The organism is Nocardia sp. CA-129566 (assembly GCF_050956075.1).
Taxonomy (GTDB): Bacteria; Actinomycetota; Actinomycetes; order Mycobacteriales; family Mycobacteriaceae; genus Nocardia.
Genome location: NZ_CP192085.1, coordinates 4,557,484 through 4,576,367, shown reverse-complemented (window position 1 = coordinate 4,576,367; position 18,884 = coordinate 4,557,484). Strand labels below are relative to the sequence as shown.

Annotated in this window: 21 protein-coding genes and 1 pseudogene; 11 read left to right on the top strand and 11 right to left on the bottom strand. The window is 66.5% G+C overall.

The features are described from left to right. Positions 1-504 precede the first annotated feature (504 nt). Both ACQP0C_RS19605 and ACQP0C_RS19600 read left to right on the top strand, forming a co-directional pair. Positions 505-702 (top strand): hypothetical protein, encoded by a 198-nt coding sequence (locus ACQP0C_RS19605; RefSeq protein WP_433734320.1) that lies wholly within the window; start codon positions 505-507, stop codon positions 700-702. A 289-nt stretch (positions 703-991) separates the two neighbouring features. Beyond that, positions 992-1,204 carry a hypothetical protein gene (locus ACQP0C_RS19600; protein ID WP_433734319.1) on the top strand — a complete coding sequence of 71 codons (213 nt, stop codon included), beginning with the start codon at positions 992-994 and terminating at the stop codon, positions 1,202-1,204. 172 nt (positions 1,205-1,376) lie between these two features. Here the strand turns inward: ACQP0C_RS19600 and ACQP0C_RS19595 are convergent, their stop codons facing one another. Genes ACQP0C_RS19595 through ACQP0C_RS19585 form a run of 3 tightly spaced genes read right to left on the bottom strand, consistent with a single transcriptional unit; the run spans position 1,377 to position 2,853 of the window. Next, a complete protein-coding gene (locus ACQP0C_RS19595; protein ID WP_433734318.1) occupies positions 1,377-1,874 on the bottom strand; it encodes a hypothetical protein in 498 nt (165 codons plus the stop codon). A gap of 48 nt (positions 1,875-1,922) precedes the next feature. Continuing rightward, on the bottom strand, positions 1,923-2,339 hold the full coding sequence (locus tag ACQP0C_RS19590) for an NUDIX hydrolase (protein WP_433734317.1): 417 nt from the start codon (positions 2,337-2,339) through the stop codon (positions 1,923-1,925). A gap of 25 nt (positions 2,340-2,364) precedes the next feature. Next, positions 2,365-2,853: a winged helix-turn-helix transcriptional regulator gene (locus ACQP0C_RS19585; RefSeq protein WP_433734316.1), complete on the bottom strand. Its 489-nt coding sequence runs from the start codon at positions 2,851-2,853 to the stop codon at positions 2,365-2,367. A 54-nt stretch (positions 2,854-2,907) separates the two neighbouring features. Between ACQP0C_RS19585 and ACQP0C_RS19580 the strand changes: the two genes are divergently transcribed. Continuing rightward, complete coding sequence (locus ACQP0C_RS19580; protein ID WP_433734315.1) at positions 2,908-3,711, top strand: acyl-CoA thioesterase; 804 nt, start codon at positions 2,908-2,910, stop codon at positions 3,709-3,711. A gap of 15 nt (positions 3,712-3,726) precedes the next feature. After that, a complete protein-coding gene (locus ACQP0C_RS19575; protein ID WP_433734314.1) occupies positions 3,727-5,154 on the top strand; it encodes an MFS transporter in 1,428 nt (475 codons plus the stop codon). Between the two features lie 241 nt (positions 5,155-5,395). On the opposite strand, the gene ACQP0C_RS19570 is transcribed toward ACQP0C_RS19575, so the two are convergent. Then, entirely contained in the window at positions 5,396-5,527 is a 132-nt protein-coding gene (locus tag ACQP0C_RS19570; RefSeq protein WP_433734313.1) for a hypothetical protein, read from the bottom strand. Further along, positions 5,521-5,796: a hypothetical protein gene (locus ACQP0C_RS19565; RefSeq protein ID WP_433734312.1), complete on the bottom strand. Its 276-nt coding sequence runs from the start codon at positions 5,794-5,796 to the stop codon at positions 5,521-5,523. Before ACQP0C_RS19565 ends, ACQP0C_RS19570 begins: the two co-directional genes overlap by 7 nt. 580 nt (positions 5,797-6,376) lie before the next feature. On the opposite strand from ACQP0C_RS19565, the gene ACQP0C_RS19560 reads away from it, so the two are divergent. The 4 genes from ACQP0C_RS19560 to ACQP0C_RS19545 all read left to right on the top strand — a co-directional run bounded on the left by ACQP0C_RS19560 (position 6,377) and on the right by ACQP0C_RS19545 (position 10,313). Beyond that, entirely contained in the window at positions 6,377-7,540 is a 1,164-nt protein-coding gene (locus tag ACQP0C_RS19560) for a helix-turn-helix domain-containing protein (protein ID WP_433734311.1), read from the top strand. Between the two features lie 482 nt (positions 7,541-8,022). Next, complete coding sequence (locus ACQP0C_RS19555; protein ID WP_433734310.1) at positions 8,023-8,343, top strand: hypothetical protein; 321 nt, start codon at positions 8,023-8,025, stop codon at positions 8,341-8,343. Positions 8,344-8,380: 37 nt separating this feature from the next. Continuing rightward, positions 8,381-9,700 carry a WXG100 family type VII secretion target gene (locus ACQP0C_RS19550; RefSeq protein WP_433734309.1) on the top strand — a complete coding sequence of 440 codons (1,320 nt, stop codon included), beginning with the start codon at positions 8,381-8,383 and terminating at the stop codon, positions 9,698-9,700. A gap of 166 nt (positions 9,701-9,866) precedes the next feature. Further along, positions 9,867-10,313: a hypothetical protein gene (locus ACQP0C_RS19545; RefSeq protein WP_433734308.1), complete on the top strand. Its 447-nt coding sequence runs from the start codon at positions 9,867-9,869 to the stop codon at positions 10,311-10,313. Between the two features lie 465 nt (positions 10,314-10,778). Here ACQP0C_RS19545 and ACQP0C_RS19540 read toward each other — a convergent pair whose 3' ends face one another. From ACQP0C_RS19540 to ACQP0C_RS19530, 3 genes are all read right to left on the bottom strand, one after another. Next, complete coding sequence (locus ACQP0C_RS19540) at positions 10,779-11,891, bottom strand: winged helix DNA-binding domain-containing protein (protein ID WP_433734307.1); 1,113 nt, start codon at positions 11,889-11,891, stop codon at positions 10,779-10,781. Positions 11,892-11,983: 92 nt separating this feature from the next. Next, positions 11,984-12,934, bottom strand: coding sequence for a M56 family metallopeptidase (locus ACQP0C_RS19535; RefSeq protein ID WP_433734306.1), 951 nt, complete (start codon positions 12,932-12,934; stop codon positions 11,984-11,986). Further along, the gene (locus tag ACQP0C_RS19530; protein WP_040690485.1) at positions 12,931-13,311 is read right to left on the bottom strand and encodes a BlaI/MecI/CopY family transcriptional regulator; all 381 of its coding nucleotides are present in this window, start codon (positions 13,309-13,311) and stop codon (positions 12,931-12,933) included. The genes ACQP0C_RS19535 and ACQP0C_RS19530 overlap by 4 nt, the downstream gene beginning before the upstream one ends. A gap of 128 nt (positions 13,312-13,439) precedes the next feature. Here ACQP0C_RS19530 and ACQP0C_RS19525 point away from each other — a divergent pair, with 128 nt between their 5' ends. Continuing rightward, the gene (locus tag ACQP0C_RS19525) at positions 13,440-14,318 is read left to right on the top strand and encodes an alpha/beta hydrolase family esterase (protein WP_433734305.1); all 879 of its coding nucleotides are present in this window, start codon (positions 13,440-13,442) and stop codon (positions 14,316-14,318) included. 217 nt (positions 14,319-14,535) lie between these two features. Here the strand turns inward: ACQP0C_RS19525 and ACQP0C_RS19520 are convergent, their stop codons facing one another. After that, positions 14,536-15,252 (bottom strand): MerR family transcriptional regulator, encoded by a 717-nt coding sequence (locus ACQP0C_RS19520; protein WP_433734595.1) that lies wholly within the window; start codon positions 15,250-15,252, stop codon positions 14,536-14,538. 113 nt (positions 15,253-15,365) lie between these two features. Between ACQP0C_RS19520 and ACQP0C_RS19515 the strand changes: the two genes are divergently transcribed. Beyond that, complete coding sequence (locus ACQP0C_RS19515; RefSeq protein WP_433734304.1) at positions 15,366-16,577, top strand: erythromycin esterase family protein; 1,212 nt, start codon at positions 15,366-15,368, stop codon at positions 16,575-16,577. An 86-nt stretch (positions 16,578-16,663) separates the two neighbouring features. Here ACQP0C_RS19515 and ACQP0C_RS19510 read toward each other — a convergent pair whose 3' ends face one another. Further along, complete coding sequence (locus ACQP0C_RS19510) at positions 16,664-16,900, bottom strand: MepB family protein (RefSeq protein ID WP_433734594.1); 237 nt, start codon at positions 16,898-16,900, stop codon at positions 16,664-16,666. Then, positions 16,878-17,189: pseudogene (locus ACQP0C_RS19505) on the bottom strand (MepB family protein); the annotation flags it as partial. The gene ACQP0C_RS19510 and the pseudogene ACQP0C_RS19505, both read right to left, overlap by 23 nt. Positions 17,190-17,534: 345 nt before the next feature. Between ACQP0C_RS19505 and dinB the strand changes: the two are divergent. Beyond that, positions 17,535-18,806 carry a DNA polymerase IV gene (gene dinB / locus ACQP0C_RS19500; RefSeq protein ID WP_433734303.1) on the top strand — a complete coding sequence of 424 codons (1,272 nt, stop codon included), beginning with the start codon at positions 17,535-17,537 and terminating at the stop codon, positions 18,804-18,806. The last annotated feature ends 78 nt before the right edge of the window (positions 18,807-18,884 follow it).

The following is an 18,884-nucleotide window of genomic DNA, read 5'->3' as shown; positions in this document are numbered from 1 at the left end:
ACGGCGAGCTGCGGGGGCGGCCATGATCAGTCGTCGGGCTGTGCGAGGCGTTCGGCGCGGTAGCGGGCGCGTTCGCAGCCGCGACACCCGCATCCCCGATGCCGCGCACCCCTCGGCCGTGGAGTCCAACTGGCCGAAAAGTCAGTCTAGGCAGGATGTGCACTCCAAACAGCCCTGCGCTGAAACGGATTTCGCGATGGGCTGACCACTTTCGCGAAAAGTCGCGCAAAGGGGGCTGCTGATAAGCGCTCACTATCTGCGGTAACCGGCTTAGCGTGACTTTTCGCGGATCTGGACCTCGCACCCCGAAAGACCCAGGTAGCAGACAGTGACCGAGTTGGAGGGCGAAACCCAGGCGATTGCTGTCACGCCGCCATGCCGCGATTCAGCGCCGCAACCATGTTCATACTCCCACCGAAGCCGAACAGTCGGTTCTCTCCCGCTGGCTCTGCTGAGCGCCGAATTTCACTCATCTGGCCCTCACCGCCAGCTGCGCCGGGGTCGGTGCCGTCCCTCCCCCACAGTATCGGCGACAACCGATACATCGACGGCGGTTACCGATCCAACGAGAATGCCGATCTGGCAGCCGGGTACGGGCGGGTGCTGGTGCTGTCACCACTCGGCGGCAGATCACGGGCGCCGCTGGACTGGCGCATCCATCTTGCCGCGCCGGTCGACGAACTACGTGCACGCGGCAGCTGAGTCGAAATAATCTTCCTGGATAGCAACTCCCGCAACGCAATCGGCGTCACTCTGATGGATCTGTCGACGTGTCCGCCCTCGGCTCGGCAAGGCCTGTCGTCATGGAGATCCTCAGCCAATTCCACTCACCGCCAGTCGATGACCGACACGACCTCGGATCTGGTGCCCGCAAAATGAGTGTCTCGTTGGGTCGCTCATGCATAGCTACTGTCCTCCCGTACCTGTTCGAATGTCCGTGCGGCCGAAGAGATTCGAGGCCACGGATCCGACACTCATGGGAGTTGTCCTGATGTTCAAAATGATTCGTGTTGTCACAATTGGCGCGGGGATCGCCGTTGCGGCGATCGCGGGTGCCGGGTCGGCAGTTGCCGACGAGGCACCCGTCGGCGCCGGGGCTCCCATCGCCTCCGACCCGCTCGTTCCGATCCTCCGTCAGATCGCCACCGGCTCCTTCAATCCTCGCTGCTTCTCGACCGACGACCCGACCTGCCTTTATTACTGACCGGTCGGATGCGGTGACCGGCTGGTGGTCAAGTCCACCAGCCGGTCAGCGCACGAACCGATCTGTCCGCCCAGCTGCGCCCACAATCGCTGGTCATCTTCTTGACGACCTTGGGCATGGAACGAGCGTTCGTTTGCAGTAGCGGTCGTCGCATTCCCACGGGTCGGCAAGCTCAGATCTGGTGCAGCCAGGAAATGAAGAGCAGCACGCCGGCGACTGTCAACAGCAGCGATACCGGGAGCGGCCACCACGGGCCATCCCGGCCGAGCAGCCGCCGGGTCAGCCGCACCTGCGCGACGCCGAGTCCGGCCAGCAGCAGACCCCATGCGGGCAGCAGGCCGATCCCGAGCAGCGCGTGCACCGCCCAGGCTCCGGCCAAGGTCGGACCACCCCATGAGTGCTCCAGATCGTCGGCCGCTATCAGCGGGTAGATTGCCCCGCGCACCGCCGCGACGGTGGCCAGGAAGGCCAGAAACCAGGTCACCAGGCCGACCGCGCTGGCAAGTACCGAATGCACAGTCGCGCGCACCGCCAAGGCATCGCGCGGCGCGATGAAAATCCCGAGCATCCGGCGCGGAACGCGCAACCGGCTGGCGATGGGGCCGAGGGCGAGCAGCGGCGCGACCAACGCGTATGCGGCCCAACGCAACAGTGTGCGAACCGTGGTCATGATATCGACGGTATCCCGCGCACGGCCCTCGGTGGGCGCGCTAGCACATCATGCCAATCGACCCGCGTCGACGAGATCGTCGAAGAGCAGCTGATCCACCGGTGGCACCAGTGCGCGGTCGGCGTAGGAGAACCAGGCGACCTCTTCGATTTCACTGCTGGCCGCGAGCGTGCCGCGATAGTCGGCGGTGTAGCAACTCATCCGGACGATCACATCGGTGGCGGGTCCGTGCAGCTCGGCCTCATAGGTTCCGACGTGAGCGACGGTCTCCGGGACGAGCGCGACGGTCAGTTCCTCTTCGATCTCGCGCAGCAGCGTCTGCAGATCGGATTCCGTGCCCTCGCGTTTACCGCCCGGAATGTAGAAGATGTCCTTGCCCTTCGGGCGGGCGCACAGAATGCGGCCACCCTCGATGCGCACCCACGCGACCGTGTCGATCAGCTGCTGTACTCGCCCATCCACCACCGCCGCAGCCTAATGGACGCAGCACTCAGTGGGCGGGCTGGAGGTTGGCGGGCAGTATCGAGTGCCCGCCCGCGCCGGGGCCGTCGACGGGGCGCAGATCGGACCCCTGCACGTGCTCACCGCATTCGGCGCAGACCGGTTCGAGCACCGTGGTCTTGCCACAGCTCTGATGGACCGCCTGCACCGGCGGACCGTCGGGCGCGGCCCATGCGTCGCCCCACTGCCGCATGGCGTTCACGACGAGCCACAGCGAGCGCCCCTTGGGCGTGAGCCGATAGTCGTAGCGGACCGGATTCTCCTGGTAGGGGACCTTGACCATGATGTCGTGCGCGACAAGGTGTTCCAGACGTTGGGTGAGCACATTGCGCGCGATGCCCAGGCGTGCGCGGAAGTCGTCGAAGCGGGTCACGCCGAAGAGGGCGTCACGCACGATCAGCAGCGTCCACCACTCGCCGACCACCTCGAGACATTGGGCGACCGAGCAGTTCATCTCGTCGAAGCTGGTCCTGCGCATGAACCTCAGCATAGTCGGTTGCTTCAAAGAACTCACTAGCCTATGGTTCGTTTCATGATGCAACTCACTAGTCGGCTGGGTGACGAGTTCGCCTTGGCCGAGACCGACTACCGCATCTGGCAGGCCCAGATCGATGAGACCTGGCGCGGCTGGACCGGCCCGCACGGTGGTGTTGTCGCGGGACTGTTGGTCGAGGTCGCGCGGCGCGCAGGCGGCGGCGACCTCCCGGTGCGTGCGGTGGACCTACGGTTCCTCGGGCGACCGGCGGACGGGATGCTCACCTTCCGGGCGACTTCGCATCCGGTGGGACGCAGCACCGCGGTCATCGAGGTAATAGCCGATCAAGAGGGTAAATCCGTCGCATCCGCCGCGGTCACCTTCGGCCGGACCACCCCCACCCGGGTCCCCGATCTCCCGCCCGCCACCGCGCCGCAGGTGCCCGCGCCCGATGACTGCCTACCGTTCCGGCTGCCACCCGACATCGTCCCCGTCGGGGCGCATTTCGAGATCCGCCCTGCCGCTGGGCCACTGCCGCTCACCGGCGCGGACGAGGCGTGGATGTGCGCGTGGATCTCGCTGGTGCCACAGCTGACGACCGATGCCGCGACGCTCGCGGTGCTCGCCGACGCGCTACCGCCCGCCTTCTTCCCCACCCTGACCATGCCGGTCGCCGTGCCGACGGTGGCGTTCTCGATGCATCTACACACCGACCTGACCCAGCTGACCCATCAGCCCGTCCTCGTCCGCGCGACCAATGCCAGCACCATCGGCGGTTGGTCGGTGGACGACATCGATATCTGGGATCGCGACGGCGCGCTGCTCGCCTCGGCCCGGCAAACCCGCCGAGTGCTCGGCTGAATCGGAGACATAGTCGTGAGTTCCCTTGTCACATCGAAGGATCGGCCCGTCGATTCCCGGGTGGTGCTGGCCATCGTCTCGGTCGGCATTCTGCTGTCGAGCCTGGATCTGTTCATCGTCAATGTCGCACTGCCGGATATGGCCCACGATTTCGGCGATACCCAACTCTCGGGCCTGTCGTGGGTGCTCAATGCCTACGCGATCGTCTTCGCCGCACTGCTGGTGCCCGCCGGGCGACTCGGCGATCGCGGCAGTAACCGGGCCATATTCCTGATCGGGCTCGCCATCTTCGTACTGGGGTCGGGGCTCTGCTCGGCGGCCTGGAATGTGCCGTCGCTGGTGGGGTTTCGGATATTGCAGGCGGTCGGCGGGGCGATGCTGACGCCGTCCTCGCTGGGTTTGGTGTTGGCCGCCACCCCGGCCGAACGACGTCCGATGGCCGTACGGCTGTGGGTGGCCTTCGGTGGGCTCGGCGCCGCGCTCGGCCCGGTGATCGGCGGGTTGCTCGTCGAAATCGATTGGCGCTGGGTGTTTCTGGTGAATGTGCCGATCGGTTTGGCGGCACTGGCGGTCGGGCTGCGGCTGCTGCCGCGGCTGTGCGGGGACGGCGGCGCGCTGCCCGATGTCTTCGGTGCGGTCATGCTGATCGGCTCGATAGGGGCGCTGATCCTGGCGTTGGTGAAGGGTGAGGATTGGGGGTGGACGTCGGCGGGGGTGCTCATATCCTTCGCGGTCGCGGTGGTGTTCGGCATCGCGTTCGGGATTTCCTCGGCACGCCACCACAGTCCGGTAGTGGATCCGGGGCTGCTGCGCGCGCCGAATTTCGCTCTGATGGCAGGCAATTCGCTGTTCTTCCAGATCGCGTTCGCGGGGATGCTGCTCTCGGTCGTGCTGTGGGCGCAGAACGTGTGGGACTGGTCGGCATTGAAGACCGGGTTGGCGATCGCACCTGGACCACTGGTGGTGCCGCTCGTCGCGATTCTCGCGGGCCGGTTCATCGGCCGCGTCGGTGCGGGTCCGGTGATCGCCGCGGGCGGGGTGTTGTTCGCGGCGGGCATGGTGTGGTGGGCCCGGGCCATCACCCTGGAACCCGACTACGTGGGCGGCCTGCTCGGCGGCATGGTGGTCAGCGGTCTCGGCGTCGGCCTCACACTGCCGACCGCCTTCGCCGCGGGCAGCGCGGGTCTGCCACCGCAGCGCTTCGCCACCGGCTCGGCAGTCCTGAGCATGTCGCGCCAACTCGGCCTAGCCATCGGTGTCGCCGTCCTGGTCGCGACACTCGGCTCCCCCACCGAACCGCAGGCCACCCTCGACGCATTCCACCGCAGCTGGTACGTCACCGCCGCCATCGCGCTGCTGGCCGGACTCATCGGCGTCGGCGCACGCATGCCCAAACCAGCTCCCGCACAACAGGAGGCGGCGAGCGAGCGCGTCATCGCCTAGCTTCTCCGCCCGGTGCTCGCCTATCCCGAAGATGGGCGAGCACTGAGCTGTTTCAACGGTTGAGTCGTTGGAAGCGCCGGACCCGCCACCGGGCATTGACTGCAGCGCAACGAAAATGCTGGAGATCACTCGTCATCGGTCTACGCCCCGACCTGATCGCCGACACCGAAAACATGGTCTCGCGCCTGGAGTCGCTACGTCCCCGCACCCTGTTCCCGATCACCCGACCACTGGGTCTTCGCTATTCACTTCCGCGCCGCTTGCTCTTGGGCTTGCGCTGCGACACCCGCACCGGCCAGCACAGCGCCCACACCAACACCGCCACCGGCACACCAGCCGCCAGTACCAGCCCGGCCGTGCTCCAACTCACCATCCCTGCCTTCCACACGAGAACGCGGTCCAACGGGCGAAAGACATTCGCGGAGCTACAGTTTCGACGTCTGCGACACACATCACCGCATGCAACATCAGCACATCCAGATGCAGCGGGGACGGCATGATCACCGCATCCACATCCGCACCCCGAACCTGGTCGACCAGCGGCACCAGCGTGATGTCGGGCGGCCACACCAGCGCGTAGCCGAGCCGCCGCGCCAGCCGCCGCACCTGCGCGGCATCCCATTCCGGCATTCCGGTAACCACCGGGTCTATCCAACCCAGCGCGGTCGGACGCGGCCTCATCGCTGCCTTGCATCGTGGGGTGCGGCTGTCGGTGTGAGCCGTGCGGCGAGTGCCGTGGCATCCGCGCCGGGGTCGGTCAGGCCATCCAGTACATCCAGCAAGGTCTGCATGTCGGGACCGGGCGCCGCCGGCGGCTTGGGATCAAGGAGGTAACAATAGTCCAACTGCTCAGCGTGGCAACGAGTCTCGATCACGTGCTGCGACGTGTCCGGCCCAGCCCCATTGGCCCGGACGAAGCGGACGGCTTTCGACTTCTCTCGTCAGCATCGGCGGGTGTGGTTCGCCACGGCGTGTGCTGCTGGCAGATGTCTGTGTCCGGACTCATTCCGTGCTGTCCCTCCTGATCGCGTATTGGTAAGCACCCGCCGCCGGGGAGCAGTCGCCACCAACCGGATGGTTGGCCGGGCGGTCGATGTGCCGATGGGGAACAGGGCCTCGACCCGGCGGCGGGGCTGCCATTGAGCTTCGCGCTTGGCGAAGGGCCGAAGGGCCAGCGAAGGGACAGGAAGACGTGGCCTCGGCATCGATCTACGCTCGAAGCATGGGGCAGCAGCACATCGGGCAAGCACTTGCCGCCGAACGCAAGATCGCAGGGCTGAGCCAACGGCAGTTGGCCACCCGCGCCCAGTACAGCCTGAGCATGGTCAAGGCTGTCGAGCAAGGCCGTGAGGTGGCTTCACCCGGATTCATTTCCGCAGTGGCCCGCGTGCTACTGATCACACCCGAGCAGTTGACCGGCGCACCCTACAACGATGGCAAGCCGCTGTCCGACGCGATCAACACGTTGTCGATTCTGCTCACCGAAGGCCGCCACGCCCGCGCCACCGAACCAGCCCCGCTCGAACGGCTCGAGGCCGAACTCGCAGCGGCACAACAGCTCTACCGCAGCGACCGCACCCGGCAAACCATCGAGGTGTTGCCCGCACTGATCCGCCAGCTGCACGGCGCGATCCGTGAGCAGTCCGGCGACGTCAAAGCACACGCTTACACACTGTTGACCTCCGCCTACGTGCTCGCCGAATGGTCGGTACGCCGCACCGGACACATGATGATGGCGCTGCCGGCGCTCGACCTGGCCGACAGCTACGCCCCACTCGCCGACGACCCGATCTACGGCGCGTTCTCCGCACTCGCGCGCGCACGGGTGCTCACCCATTACGGCGAGTCCGCCGTAGCCGCCCGGCTTATCGACTCGGCTATCAACGCCGCCGACGACAGCAGGGCGGGAATGGTGCTCGCCGGGTACTCGCATCTGACCGGCGCGATCAACGACGCCCGGACGCTGAACTACGCCGCTGCGGCCGACCATGTACGAGCGGCACACGAGTTCGCAGCCCGCACGGGGGAGACAGATCTGTACATGACGGCATTCGGCCCACTGAATGTCGAGATCCACAGCCACGCTGTGGAACTCGAAGCGGGCGACCCCAACAAGGCAGCTGTCGAAGGCGACACGCTGACCTACGCACCCGGCGCCCCACCGACCCGTATCGCGCACCACTGGCAGGACAATGCCCGTGCCTGGCTGATGTCCGGCAAGCCCGACCGCGCCTTGGCCGCGCTCAACAAGGCCCGCGCCGCCGCACCCCAGCAAACCCGGCTGCACTCGTCGGTTCGCGAGACGCTCCACGGTATCGCCATGACCCAGCGTCGGCAGACGGACAGCTTGCTCGGGTTCGCATCCTGGCTCGGGTCGACACTGTAGCCGACGAAAGACACTGTCGCCGTGAAGAATAGAGCCGCCATGCACTCTGCGTGAGCCCTACCTTTCGCCGCGGTGCGAACAAGGCATTCGATGCGTTTGGCGACTCCAGGTTCGTCCTCCCTGGCTCGATCAAAGCCAGGGTCTCCGACCAAAGGGGCAGATCTCAGATGCCACGCAGTGATCCAGTCTTCTCGTGCTGCCGACACCGCCGACCAGCGATTTGGGGAGTTAGCGTCTGTCTGCCCACCACACGGACACTGAACACACTCAGGTAGCCGACTTAGGCAGGAAGTTCGACCTGCACCGTGGAATGGCGACGTTGTCGATGGGTGTGGGCGTCAACCTGTCGACGTGATGGTGATCATCGTGGTGATCGAAATGCGGTCCGGCGGAACCGATCATCGACTCCGTGCGTCAGTATCAGTACACAGGCGAACTGGAATGAGGCTCCCGCTCTCAGTGGGGAGCGCGGAGGGAGCGGTATGTCGTTCGAGGTCAATCCGGATAGCCTGCGAGGGGCGGCGGGTGTGATGGCCGCGCTTCCCGCTGAGATCGATCAGGCTCCACACCTGGGCGCGGGTCCGAACGCGGACAAGTTGAAAGGGTCCGCGGTCGGGACAGCGCTGGGCAAGTCGGACCCGTCGAGTAGGCGGGCCAAGGATGTGCTGAAGGCTCGGTTCAACCAGTTCTCCAGTCTGTTGGCGCTGTCGGCAGAAACCTTTCACGACACTGACCTCGATGCCGCGAAGCGGCTCGCTGCTATCGGCGATATCAACTCCGGCGACCCGCACGCAGGGCGGTAACACGGTGGGTACTCCAGGTGAGGTGCTGAGTTGGGATGTGTCCGGTCTGCAGGCGGTGGCCGTCAGTGCCACCGCGATAGCTGACGCGATCATCAAAGCCTCCGACACCATGCATGCCACGATCCACGACGACTTGGCTTGGAGGGGCGAAGCCAGCAAGGCCGCAGAAGAGAAGGCCGACCGGGAACGCACCCAGATGCGTGCAATCGCAACGGCATACGACGATCTCGCAACCGCGAGCTCTGGGGCAGCCCGAGATATGGCACACCCACTTGCGGAGATCCGAACCATCTTCCAGCACTATGTTGTATCGCCGGTCACCGTCGCCGACGACTGGACCATGAACGGCGTGGAGGATTGGAATTCCGAAGCGGGAATGCAGCTTTCGAGACTCGCAGGCTTGGTCTCGATTCTGGAAAGTTCGGATGCGCAGTGGGGCGCGAATATCGCGCAGGCGAATCAAGAACTCGACGCTATGGCGCCGGAATCGGTGCTGACCGAGGCGACCAAGACGATCGAGGACGACAAGAAACAGGACTCTCGCTCGAATCCTGATCGTCTCCGTACGTCGGCGGCGGCGTTCCAACAGATCTTCGGCCGAGCACCATCCAGTCCGACCGACTGGAAGACCGCCGAAGCCTTGAACCCGAATAGTTACGATCCGAAATATCAGGGCGTGCCGCCGAATATCAAGGTCGCGCGCATCCAGCCGGTCCCCGGCCAGGGAGTGGTTCGCACCGCTGCCTTCATCCCTGCCGCGCAGGTGTTCAATGTGCCCAACTACGACCTGGGGGACAATCGCTCCGAGGACCCCAACTTCGATCCCGAACACGCGCGTGTCACCACGTATGTCGACTACGAGAACGGCCTCATCATCACCCGGCAAAATCCATCGGTCACTACATCGGGTGAAGTGAAGGTCGGTGAACCGGAAGTTCAGGCGTCGCAGCTGTCAAATGGTTCGGTCCTGATCCAATATGATGCGGGGAATCCGTTTGCTCCGCCGGGATCCAGCGTGACCGGCCATACCGTCAACGGTGAACTCGTCATATCACCGACAAGCGGGAATCCTGGCACGCCCCGGGTGGTGGCTGGTGGAGAAATCACCGACTACCCGTCCATCGAGATCTACCAGGACAATTCTGCAGGAAATTCACGCCCTGTCTTGATCGATCCGGCGAATTCCGGGAGCCAGTGGGGACCACTCGCCAACCTACCGTCCTTCCATGAAGTAGGAGGAGGAAAAGCAATGTTCGAGCCGTTCAAAGCCGACTTCAGCGATCCGAACTGGGAGCGGAACAAACCGACAACCCTGGGTAGCCCGAGCAATCCGCCCTCAACTGTGGTTGTGCGCTAGTGGAGCATCGTGACGCCGCCCATGTGCGTGGCTTGATGTCCGGCCCCGTTTTCTGGCAGGCGACGACGCTAGCAGTGCCGCTCGCTTCGGCGACGGCGGTAATGCTGTTCGCGCTGGCGATCCGCGTGGCCGACGCGGCGTACCCGTCGGTCGACGCATCGAAGCATTGGGTATTCGCCGCCATTACAGTCGTTATGGCGGTGGCGGCGGTACTTCTTGCGCTTCGGAGAACACCACGGTCGCTGGGTACGGCTACCGGTATAGCGACATCCGGCTTACTCGTTGTATTCGTCTGGTTGGCTACCGCATGAGCGGCCTACCGTCGAAATACGCCCGGCAGGACTGGTTCGGGCCTGAAGCGTTCATCGCCGTGGTCATCGGCATGGTCTCTATCTCGTTGCCTTACACCGGACTAGTCGCCCGCGACGCGATCTGGTTCATAACCGGACCACCCATCGCTGGTGGCCTACTCATCGCCATCAGCGCCGCCGGCCTTCCACTCAGTGACAGCACCCGCCGAGCAGGCGTCGGGCTACTAGCCGCATTCGCCGGATTCCTGTTGTGCATCATCGGATTTCTCATCGGCCTCGCAATGGGGGCAATCTTCACGTAATAACTGCCGCCTCCTGCAAAGTTCACGCGTGCATTGCCGGATGACCTCCCGCGCGTCGAGCCCGCTTGGTAGCACCGGGCGAGGAATCGTCGTCAACATCGTGGTGAGCGGCCGGTACAGCTCTCAACCCGATTCGGCGCCAACGGATTCCTCGCTCGCCATTGGTCGTTCGGCCGCTGTTGTCTCAGCCCGCCCGCCTCGGTGAGCAGCTTGCGGTTGGCCCTCTGGACGTTGCCCCATCGCGGATTGGTGTCGATCTTGTTGATCACACCGGCCACCACCGGGCACACCTGCTGGATCTGCTGCAGAGATCACCGCCGCCAGCGGCAGCCCTGGCAGGGAAACCGAGCTCTCACACCGGCTGGGCCGAGCGCGGTCGAGGGTATGGCGATCGTACGCTTGCGCGCCTGGCCGACCAGATATCAGCAAGGGGCACAACATAAGTCGGGGCTGAATGCCGCGTTCTTACGCCACGTGTACGGCGAATCCGCTGTGGCTCATGGCGGCGGCGACGTGATCGGCGGCGGCCTTCAGGTCGCGGGTCGGCGGCAAGGATCCGTCGAAGGTGGTGACGGACAGGTCGTTGCCGCTGATCTCCCAGGTACCCGCGATACGGCCGCCGATGACCAGGATCGGCGAGATCCAGCCTGCCGCCCGGCTGACTCGCGCGCGGTGTTGGGCGGGCAGCAGTTCGGTATCGCCGGTGCCGGGGCCGAGCACATATTGGTCGAAGGCGCCCAGCAGGTGAACCGAGGTGTCCAGCGGCTCGGTGGCGGCGAGTTCATCGGCGTGTTCGGTGAGCACATAGGCGCGACGGCCCGCGATATCGACCTCGGTCAACTCCTCCCCCAATTCCGAAAACCACCGGCGCACCGTCGTTTTCTTCAGACTGTTTCGACTGAGCCAGGCATCGAAGGTCTCCGGGGTGGCCGGGCCGTACGCGCCGAGATAGGCCGTGATGGCCACCGGTGCGGCCGCATCCGGATCGGGCAGGCCGCGCCAGCCGCGAATGAGATGGGACGGACTGGTGAAGGTGACGCGATTGCCCTGCGCCGGACCGTGACACAGCGCGCCCTGCCAGGCCAGCGGCTTGAGCAGTGCACCCCAGCCGGAGCGCAACTCCGCACCGAGTCGATGGAAGGCGGGATCGGCGACCAGCGCGTCGACCAGTTCGTCCCGGCTGAGCACGACACCATCGAGGACCTGCGACACGGCATCGGCCAATGCCGCGACCTCGGCTGGGGATGCCCCGAACGTGCGCTGCCAGGCGGGCTTTTCCCAGGTCCGTGCCGAGCCGATCAACGAAAGGACCGCCGCCGCCAGCTCCGGGGCGAGCGCATGCAGGGTGCCGCGCATGGCCCAGGTCTTCATCAGCGTGCCTGCGGCCAACTCCGGTAGTAGCGCGCCGGGTTCGGGTTTGCACCGCCGTAGCGCGACCGCGAGGTCGGCCGCCGCGGTCACCTGAGCCTGCACACCGCACAGCCGCTCGACGATCTCGGTGATCCCGATATCGACCGGTTTCGTGACGTATTGCCTGCGCAGTCTCCAGGTGAAGACCTGATCCCAGGTGACGTGCACCTACTACCCCTCCTCCTATTCGGCGGACCGGCGCGCGGCGGAGTTGAGTCGGGCGCCGGATTCATCCCAGCGCCGTATTCATCGCACCTGATTCATCCCAGCACTGTGGTGCAGAACAGTACTCCGACCGCGATTTCGAGTAGGCCGATCACCGTTGTCGCCATTACGGCGAGCAAGGCCGTCCGGTTGGTCGCACGCCGCACCGGGCCGACCGGCGCGGCCAGGCGCTCGGCCCGCGCCAGCACCGCGGTGGCCGCGGCGCTGAGCGCACCCGCCGGGACCGGACCGGTCGCGCCGACGATCGCGAGCAGGCCGCCGAGCAGCGGTTCCGCGCCGTGTCTGCGTGCGGCCCTATCGTCGGCGCACATCTCCAGCAGGCGACCGATTTCGCCGACCCCGTCGGTCACCAGACGCACCCCGGGCAGGGTGGTCGCGATGGCGCGCAGCAATCCGATCAGCGTGCCATGGCGGCCGCTCAGATGCGCGTGCTCATGTGCGAGCACCGCGGCGAGTTGTTCACGGGTCAGGGCGTCGACCGCGGCGCTGGTGACGACAATGGTGTCGGGGCGTCCGGCCACGCAATAGGCTTGGCGCTGCGGCGAATCCAGTACCACCGCACTCACGCCCGGCACGCGGCGGCCGACCATCCGCACGGCGCGCCCGTGCGCGCGGGTGGTGCGCCGGAAGCGCACCATGGCGCGCGCGGTGTGCACCAGCATGCCGATGACGGCGATGGCGACCAGCGCCGCAAGTGTCAGGGTGCCCGTTCGGGCGATCGAACCGCCGTGCAGGTGGATGGGCGTGGACAGCACCGTATAGGAGTCACGCAGAGTGTCGGCGGGATGCTGACAAAAGGTGGCGAATTCGACGATCAGCACTCCGGCCGCCATGGCCCACGCGCCGAGCACGCCCGCGATCGCGACCAGCCAGGCGAGTACCCCCAGCCTGGGGGCGGCACCGCGGTGGGTGAGTCTGCGCAGCACGGTCGGGCCGAAGGTGGCCACCATACCGCCGTAGATCATCAGGCTCACCGCTATGTTCACGGCGCCTCGGGGGTCTTGCGCGAGGTCAGCCGACGCAGTGCGGCGCGCAGCCCCGCCGACTCCTCCTCGCTGATCCGATCGACGAAATGGCTGAGCACCAGATCGGAGCGGCCGCCGGAGCCGAGCGCCTCGAGCATGAGCCGGGCACTGTGCTCCTCGCGGGTGAGGGTGGGCCAGTATCGGTAGGCCTTGCCGGCGCGTTCGCGCGCCAGCCAACCCTTGCGGTGCAGATTGTCCATGGTCGACATGACCGTGGTGTAGGCGATGCCGCGTTCGGCGGCCAGTTCGTCGAAGATTTCGCGGACCGTTGTGGTCTCCGCGTCCCGATCCCAAATGCGGTCCATGATCACCGCCTCCAAGTCCCCGAAACCACGCACGATGCCGACTCCCTCATCCCTTACTGGACACCTCTGAAGTCCCAGGGTAGCTGGCTGGGCCTGTTGCTACGTAGTCATACCGTAGATTCGCTCGTTAGGCTTTAGACCTCGGCTCGAGGAGGCAGACGATGGGCGATGACCTGGTAACCGGCGAATTCGCCATCGACGGGCTCGTCCGCACCTGCGCCGTGCGCCCACCGCGTGTGCAGCACGCGCCGTTGGTGATGGTTCTGCACGGCAATATGTCCGGGAATCCGGCCGCCGCGACCAGACCGATCATGTACGACTGGACCAGTTTCGCGGCCCACGCCGACGACTGGGGCATCGCGGTCGCCTACCCCGACGGGCACGGTGGTTGCTGGGCCGATGGCCGAGGCGTCACGACCGCCGACCAGGCGGGCGTGGACGATGTGTCATTCCTGCGCGCGGTGATCGATCGGTGCGCCGACCAGTTCGGCACCGCACCGGATCGGACCATTGTGGTCGGTATGTCCAACGGCGCCTTCATGTCGCACCGATTCGCACTGGCGGCCGCCGACCTGGTGCCGGTATTCGCCGCGGTCGCCGGCGGCTTCCCTGCGGCATTGCGCGATGTCCGGCCCACCCATGCCGTGTCGGCGATGCTCGTCAACGGCGACGCCGACCCGATCCAACCGATCACCGGCGGCTTTTCGCGCCACCGCGGACCCGACGGTGAACCGCGCGGCCGCACATTCGGACTGCTCGAGACCGCCCAGCACTGGCGGGCACTCAACCGCTGTCGGCACGACCAGCCCGCGATCACAACCGAGACGTCGACCCGACAGACCGCGACCGGAGGCGTCGGAGGCGCCCAGGTGACGGCCTGGACGCTATTCGGCGGCGGGCATACCTGGCCGGGCACAGCGGTGCCGCCGGAATGGGCCGACCGCCCGGGTACCGGCGTGACCATGGAATTCGATGCCGCAGAGGAAATCCTCCGCTTCGCCCACCCCCTGCTCATCCCGCTCGACGAGCGCACACTCTGACACGATCCAGCACACCCGCACGTGTGCGCCGCGAAACCGGCAACCATTCTCGGTCCGCTTCCGCCCTGTCTTGCGTCACGAAGTCGGCAGGATTTGGAAGGACATGTGGTCGGCGCCAGCGTGGCGAAGCGCGGTGCGACCGCTCACTCTTGCCGAGCTGAGTATGTTGACCGGGCGCTCGGGTCCGTGCGCATGGTTTCAGGATCCAGCCTTGGCACTATCGCGCCGCGCATCCCCGCTGCGTCTGATCGAGCAGGGTGAGGTAGGTATCGAGCTGGGCCGCGCCGGTGAGAAGGTTGCGGCTGCGCATGGTCAGCCGGTCCTGCCAGGAGTCGAGGAAGGCGCGCAATGCGTCCGCCCCGCCCGCCTCGCGCAGCGACTCGATAAACTGCGCGACCTGGTGCAGCAGGTACCCGCCTCGGCGCAGCTGTCGTGCGATTTCGGCGTCGCGCACACAGTCCGGTCCGTATCGGCGGTAACCCGTTGCCCGGTCGCGTTCCGGGCGCAGGATGCCCTCGGTCTCCCAGGTGCGCAGCGTCGCCGGGTGCACGCCCAGTCGCCTTGCGAGTTCACCCACGGTCAGCGGTCGACCGTGGATCGGGGGCGGTGTCGTGGTGGACAGGCTGGCCAGGGCCGTTGCGACTTGGGTGCGGGTATCGCGTTCGGCCAGCAGCGCGACGTGTGCGGCGTCGATGAGCCGGTAGGCCAACTCGGTATCGCCCTGGTTGGTCGCGCGCATGATTTCCATAGCCTGCTGGTGCCCGTGGGCACCGCGCAACGCGAGGAAGGCGCGCAGGGCCTGTGCGTGCAGGGGCGTGTAGCGCCGGTAGCCGGTCTCGCTGCGCTCGGTCGGCGGGAGGATGCCCGCGTCGTCGTAGTTGCGGATCGCCTGCGCGGACAACCCGTGCTCCCGGGCGAGGTCGATGGGTCGCAGATGGCACCTCCGATTGAGGCTTTGATCTCTGGATCTCCGGTAGATGTCGCAGAAGTTTCACTCGAATCTTCAACGATACTGTCGAGGGCAGTTCCTTCTGAAAAGGGGTGTTCATGTCCACTGCCGCATCACTACGCGGGATCGGCCGCCAACTCGACGACCCGGCCAGCCTGGGCCGTGCCATCGATGAACTGCTCGCCCCGCGAACCGAGCCGCCGACCCTGCTCGGCCTCGGCGAGCCGACCCACGGAATCGAGGCGTTCCCGTTGCTGCGCAACGAACTCCTCGGCCAGCTCGTCGAACGCGGGTACCGGTCGATCGTGCTGGAAATTGATGTCTGCGCCGCGTCCGTTGTCGACGACTACGTCGGCGGGGCAAGGGGGGATGTCGACGAGGTGCTCGCGACCGGGTTCAGCCACGGGTTCGGCGCCGTGCCGGGCAACCGCGAACTCGTCGAATGGCTCCGCGCACACAACGCCGAGCGCGCGCCGCAGGATCGGGTTCGCTTCTACGGCTTCGACGCCCCGGTGGAGTACTCCGGTGCGCCGAGCCCACGACGTGCACTGTCCTCGGTCAATGACTACCTGCCCGCGGCACTGCGGCCTGAATCCGTCCGCGACCTCGACGTGCTGCTCGGTGCGGACGCGGGATGGACGAACGAGGCGGCCATGTTCGACCCGGCGGCGTCCATCGGGGACTCCGATCGTGCGCGCGCCCTGCGCATCGTCGCCGACGACCTCGCCAGCGCGCTGCGCCGCGCGGCACCTGCCCGGTGTCCAGCCGACCCGAACGGCTACGCCCATGCCGCCGCGCACGCGCGCACCGCCCAGGGCCTGCTGCGCTATCACGCGGCGATGGCCAGCCCCGCCCCCGATCGCATCGCGACCCTGCTCAGCCTGCGCGCCGAGATGATGGCCGAGAACCTGCTCGCGATCGTCGCCCAGGAGCAGCGCCGCGGGCCGAGCCTGGTGTTCGCGCACAACGCGCACTTGCAGCGTGCCCATACCTCGATCGGCGACGACGACATGACCTGGGGCAGCGCTGGCGCGCTCGTCGGGCTCACCCTCGGCGAGCGCTACATGTTCCTGGCAACCGACGCCAACCCCCACAGCGATCCGGGCACCCTCCAGAACGTGCTGGCCGAGGCAACCACCCGACGCGCCCTGTTCCCGACACCGGCCCTGCGCGCCGCCCTCGCCCCGCCCATCGGCACGGGCAAACCCATTGTGCCCGGCCACATCCCGCTCAACCCGGCGGACCTGGACAGCGCCGACGCAGTCATCTTCATCGCCGACACCGACGGAAAACGGCATCAGTACTGGTAGCAAGTTGTATGTCCAATGATGAACCGGAAGCGGCATCCCAGGTCTTGATCACGATTGGAAACAGGCCCGGCGACTGAAGGGTGCACCTACCGGTGGTAGAGGGCTTTGGCACGCTCCACCTCGGCAAGCCGGTCCTCCCGGAGACAGAGGAAATAGTTCACCTGCCATGCCTGAGTGCTGCATGCCTGACGATTGGTCGTGGTCACCCAGGGCGGGTAGACGCGGAACCCCTCGCTTCCCACCGGAACCGCTCCTGGACACGATGCCGCGCGCACACAGCACCTCTTGCGGGAACACGAACTGTCCGAAGCCCCCGCTGTCATGGCTACTGACGACGAAGAGATCAACCCCATCAGCGACATCAAAAGGCCGGATCGGACCTTCTACGGACCGCTGCCACATGGTGACGAACTGGCCGACCTTCGTCGGGGTGGTCTTGGCCACGCGAAATCTGACCGCCAACCCATCGATCGTGAACCCGTGAGCCGCGTATTCGGCACTCTCGGGTTCGGGCACCGGGTGTGCGCAAGCAAAGCCACCCGGGTCGTAGACCAATGTCTTCGCCGCCAGCAGGTCACCGTGCACCCCCGCCCAGGGCTGATTCGCCGCCATCCGCACATCCTGCCATCACGCCCGCCACAGACGGCCGAGTGATCGCGGTCGGCTCAGGCATCAGCACCTCCGCCACCGACCGGTTCGGAGCCGGGGGCACTGCTGTTCGCCTCCGCAGTCGACCAACCCCTGATCGCAGCTTCGCTCACCTCGACGACGATATGGTTCCTGCAACGCGGCCCAAGGTCGAACGCGGCGGTCAAATATCACTGCGACCGGTCATCCATCGCGGCGAGTCACACCAACGTCGGTGACAAATGTCGTGATCAAGTGACCGATACGGTGATCGGTCACACGGAGACCCGCCATGAAGCTTGACCGGGAGACCCTGGTCTATGCGAACATATGTTCGTGTCCGAGTTCGTTCGCCCGCCGCAGCCCCAGGTCAATGGGGCTCGCGCGCGGTCGGGGCGGCCGCGGATCCAGGCGCGGGCCGAGGCGTCGATTCTGCATGCGGACCTGGACTCGTTCTATGCCTCGGTCGAACAGCGGGACAATCCTCGGCTGCGTGGGCATCCGGTCATCGTCGGGGGCGGGGTGGTGCTCGCGGCCAGCTATGAGGCGAAGGCGTTCGGGGTGCGCACACCGATGAATGGTGGTGCGGCGCTGCGGCTTTGCCCGCATGCCATAGTCGTGCCGCCGCGCATGTCGGCCTATGCCGAGGCGAGCAGGGCCGTCTTCGAGGTCTTCCACAACACCACACCGGTGGTCGAGGGCATCTCCATCGATGAGGCGTTCCTCGATGTGGGCGGGTTGCGGCGGATCGCGGGCGAACCCGTCGACATCGGGCGGCGGCTGCGGGCCGCGGTGCGCGATCAGGTCGGGCTGCCGATTTCGGTCGGCATCGCGCGCACCAAATTCCTCGCGAAGGTGGCCAGCGCGGTCGCCAAACCCGACGGATTGCGGCTGGTGCCACCGGAACTCGAACTCGACTTCCTGCATCCGCTACCGGTCGAACGACTCTGGGGCGTCGGCGAGGTCACCTCCCGCACCCTGCACGAGCACGGCATCACCCGGATCGGTCAACTCGCCGAACTCGGTGAGGCGCCGCTGCGCTCGATCCTCGGACCTGCCGCCGCCCGCCACCTGTACGCACTGTCCTGGGCCCGCGACCCACGCCGCGTCGAAACCGGCGTCCGCCGCCGCTCCATCGGCGCCCAACGCGCACTCGGCAGGAGGCACCGGCCGCCCGACGAGATCGAGGCCTACCTGCACGGCCTGACCGACCGCCTCGGCCGCCGACTGCGCGCGGCCGAGCGCGTCTGCCGAACCGTGGTGCTGCGCATGCGTTTCGACGATTTCACCCGGGCCACCCGTTCGCACACCCTGCCCGAGGCGACCGACCATACCGAGACGATCCTGTACGCCGCCCGCACCCTGCTCGGCACCGCGATGCCCATGATCCAGGAGCGCGGCCTCACCCTGATCGGCCTGGCCCTGACCAATCTCGACAATGCCGACGCCGTCCAACTCACCCTGCCCCTGGAACCGCGCGCCAGCAACACGCTCGACGCCACCCTCGACGACCTGCGCCGCCGCTTCGGCTCCGCCGCCGTCACCCGCGCCGCCCTCATCGGCCGCGGCGAAGGTCTCTCGGTTCCGTTGCTACCGGACTGATTCGGAGCACGCGACTCGGGCGAACACGCGCCACGACGGCCGGAAATGCGGTGGCCCGGTCCGGCTGCCCGAGCGCCC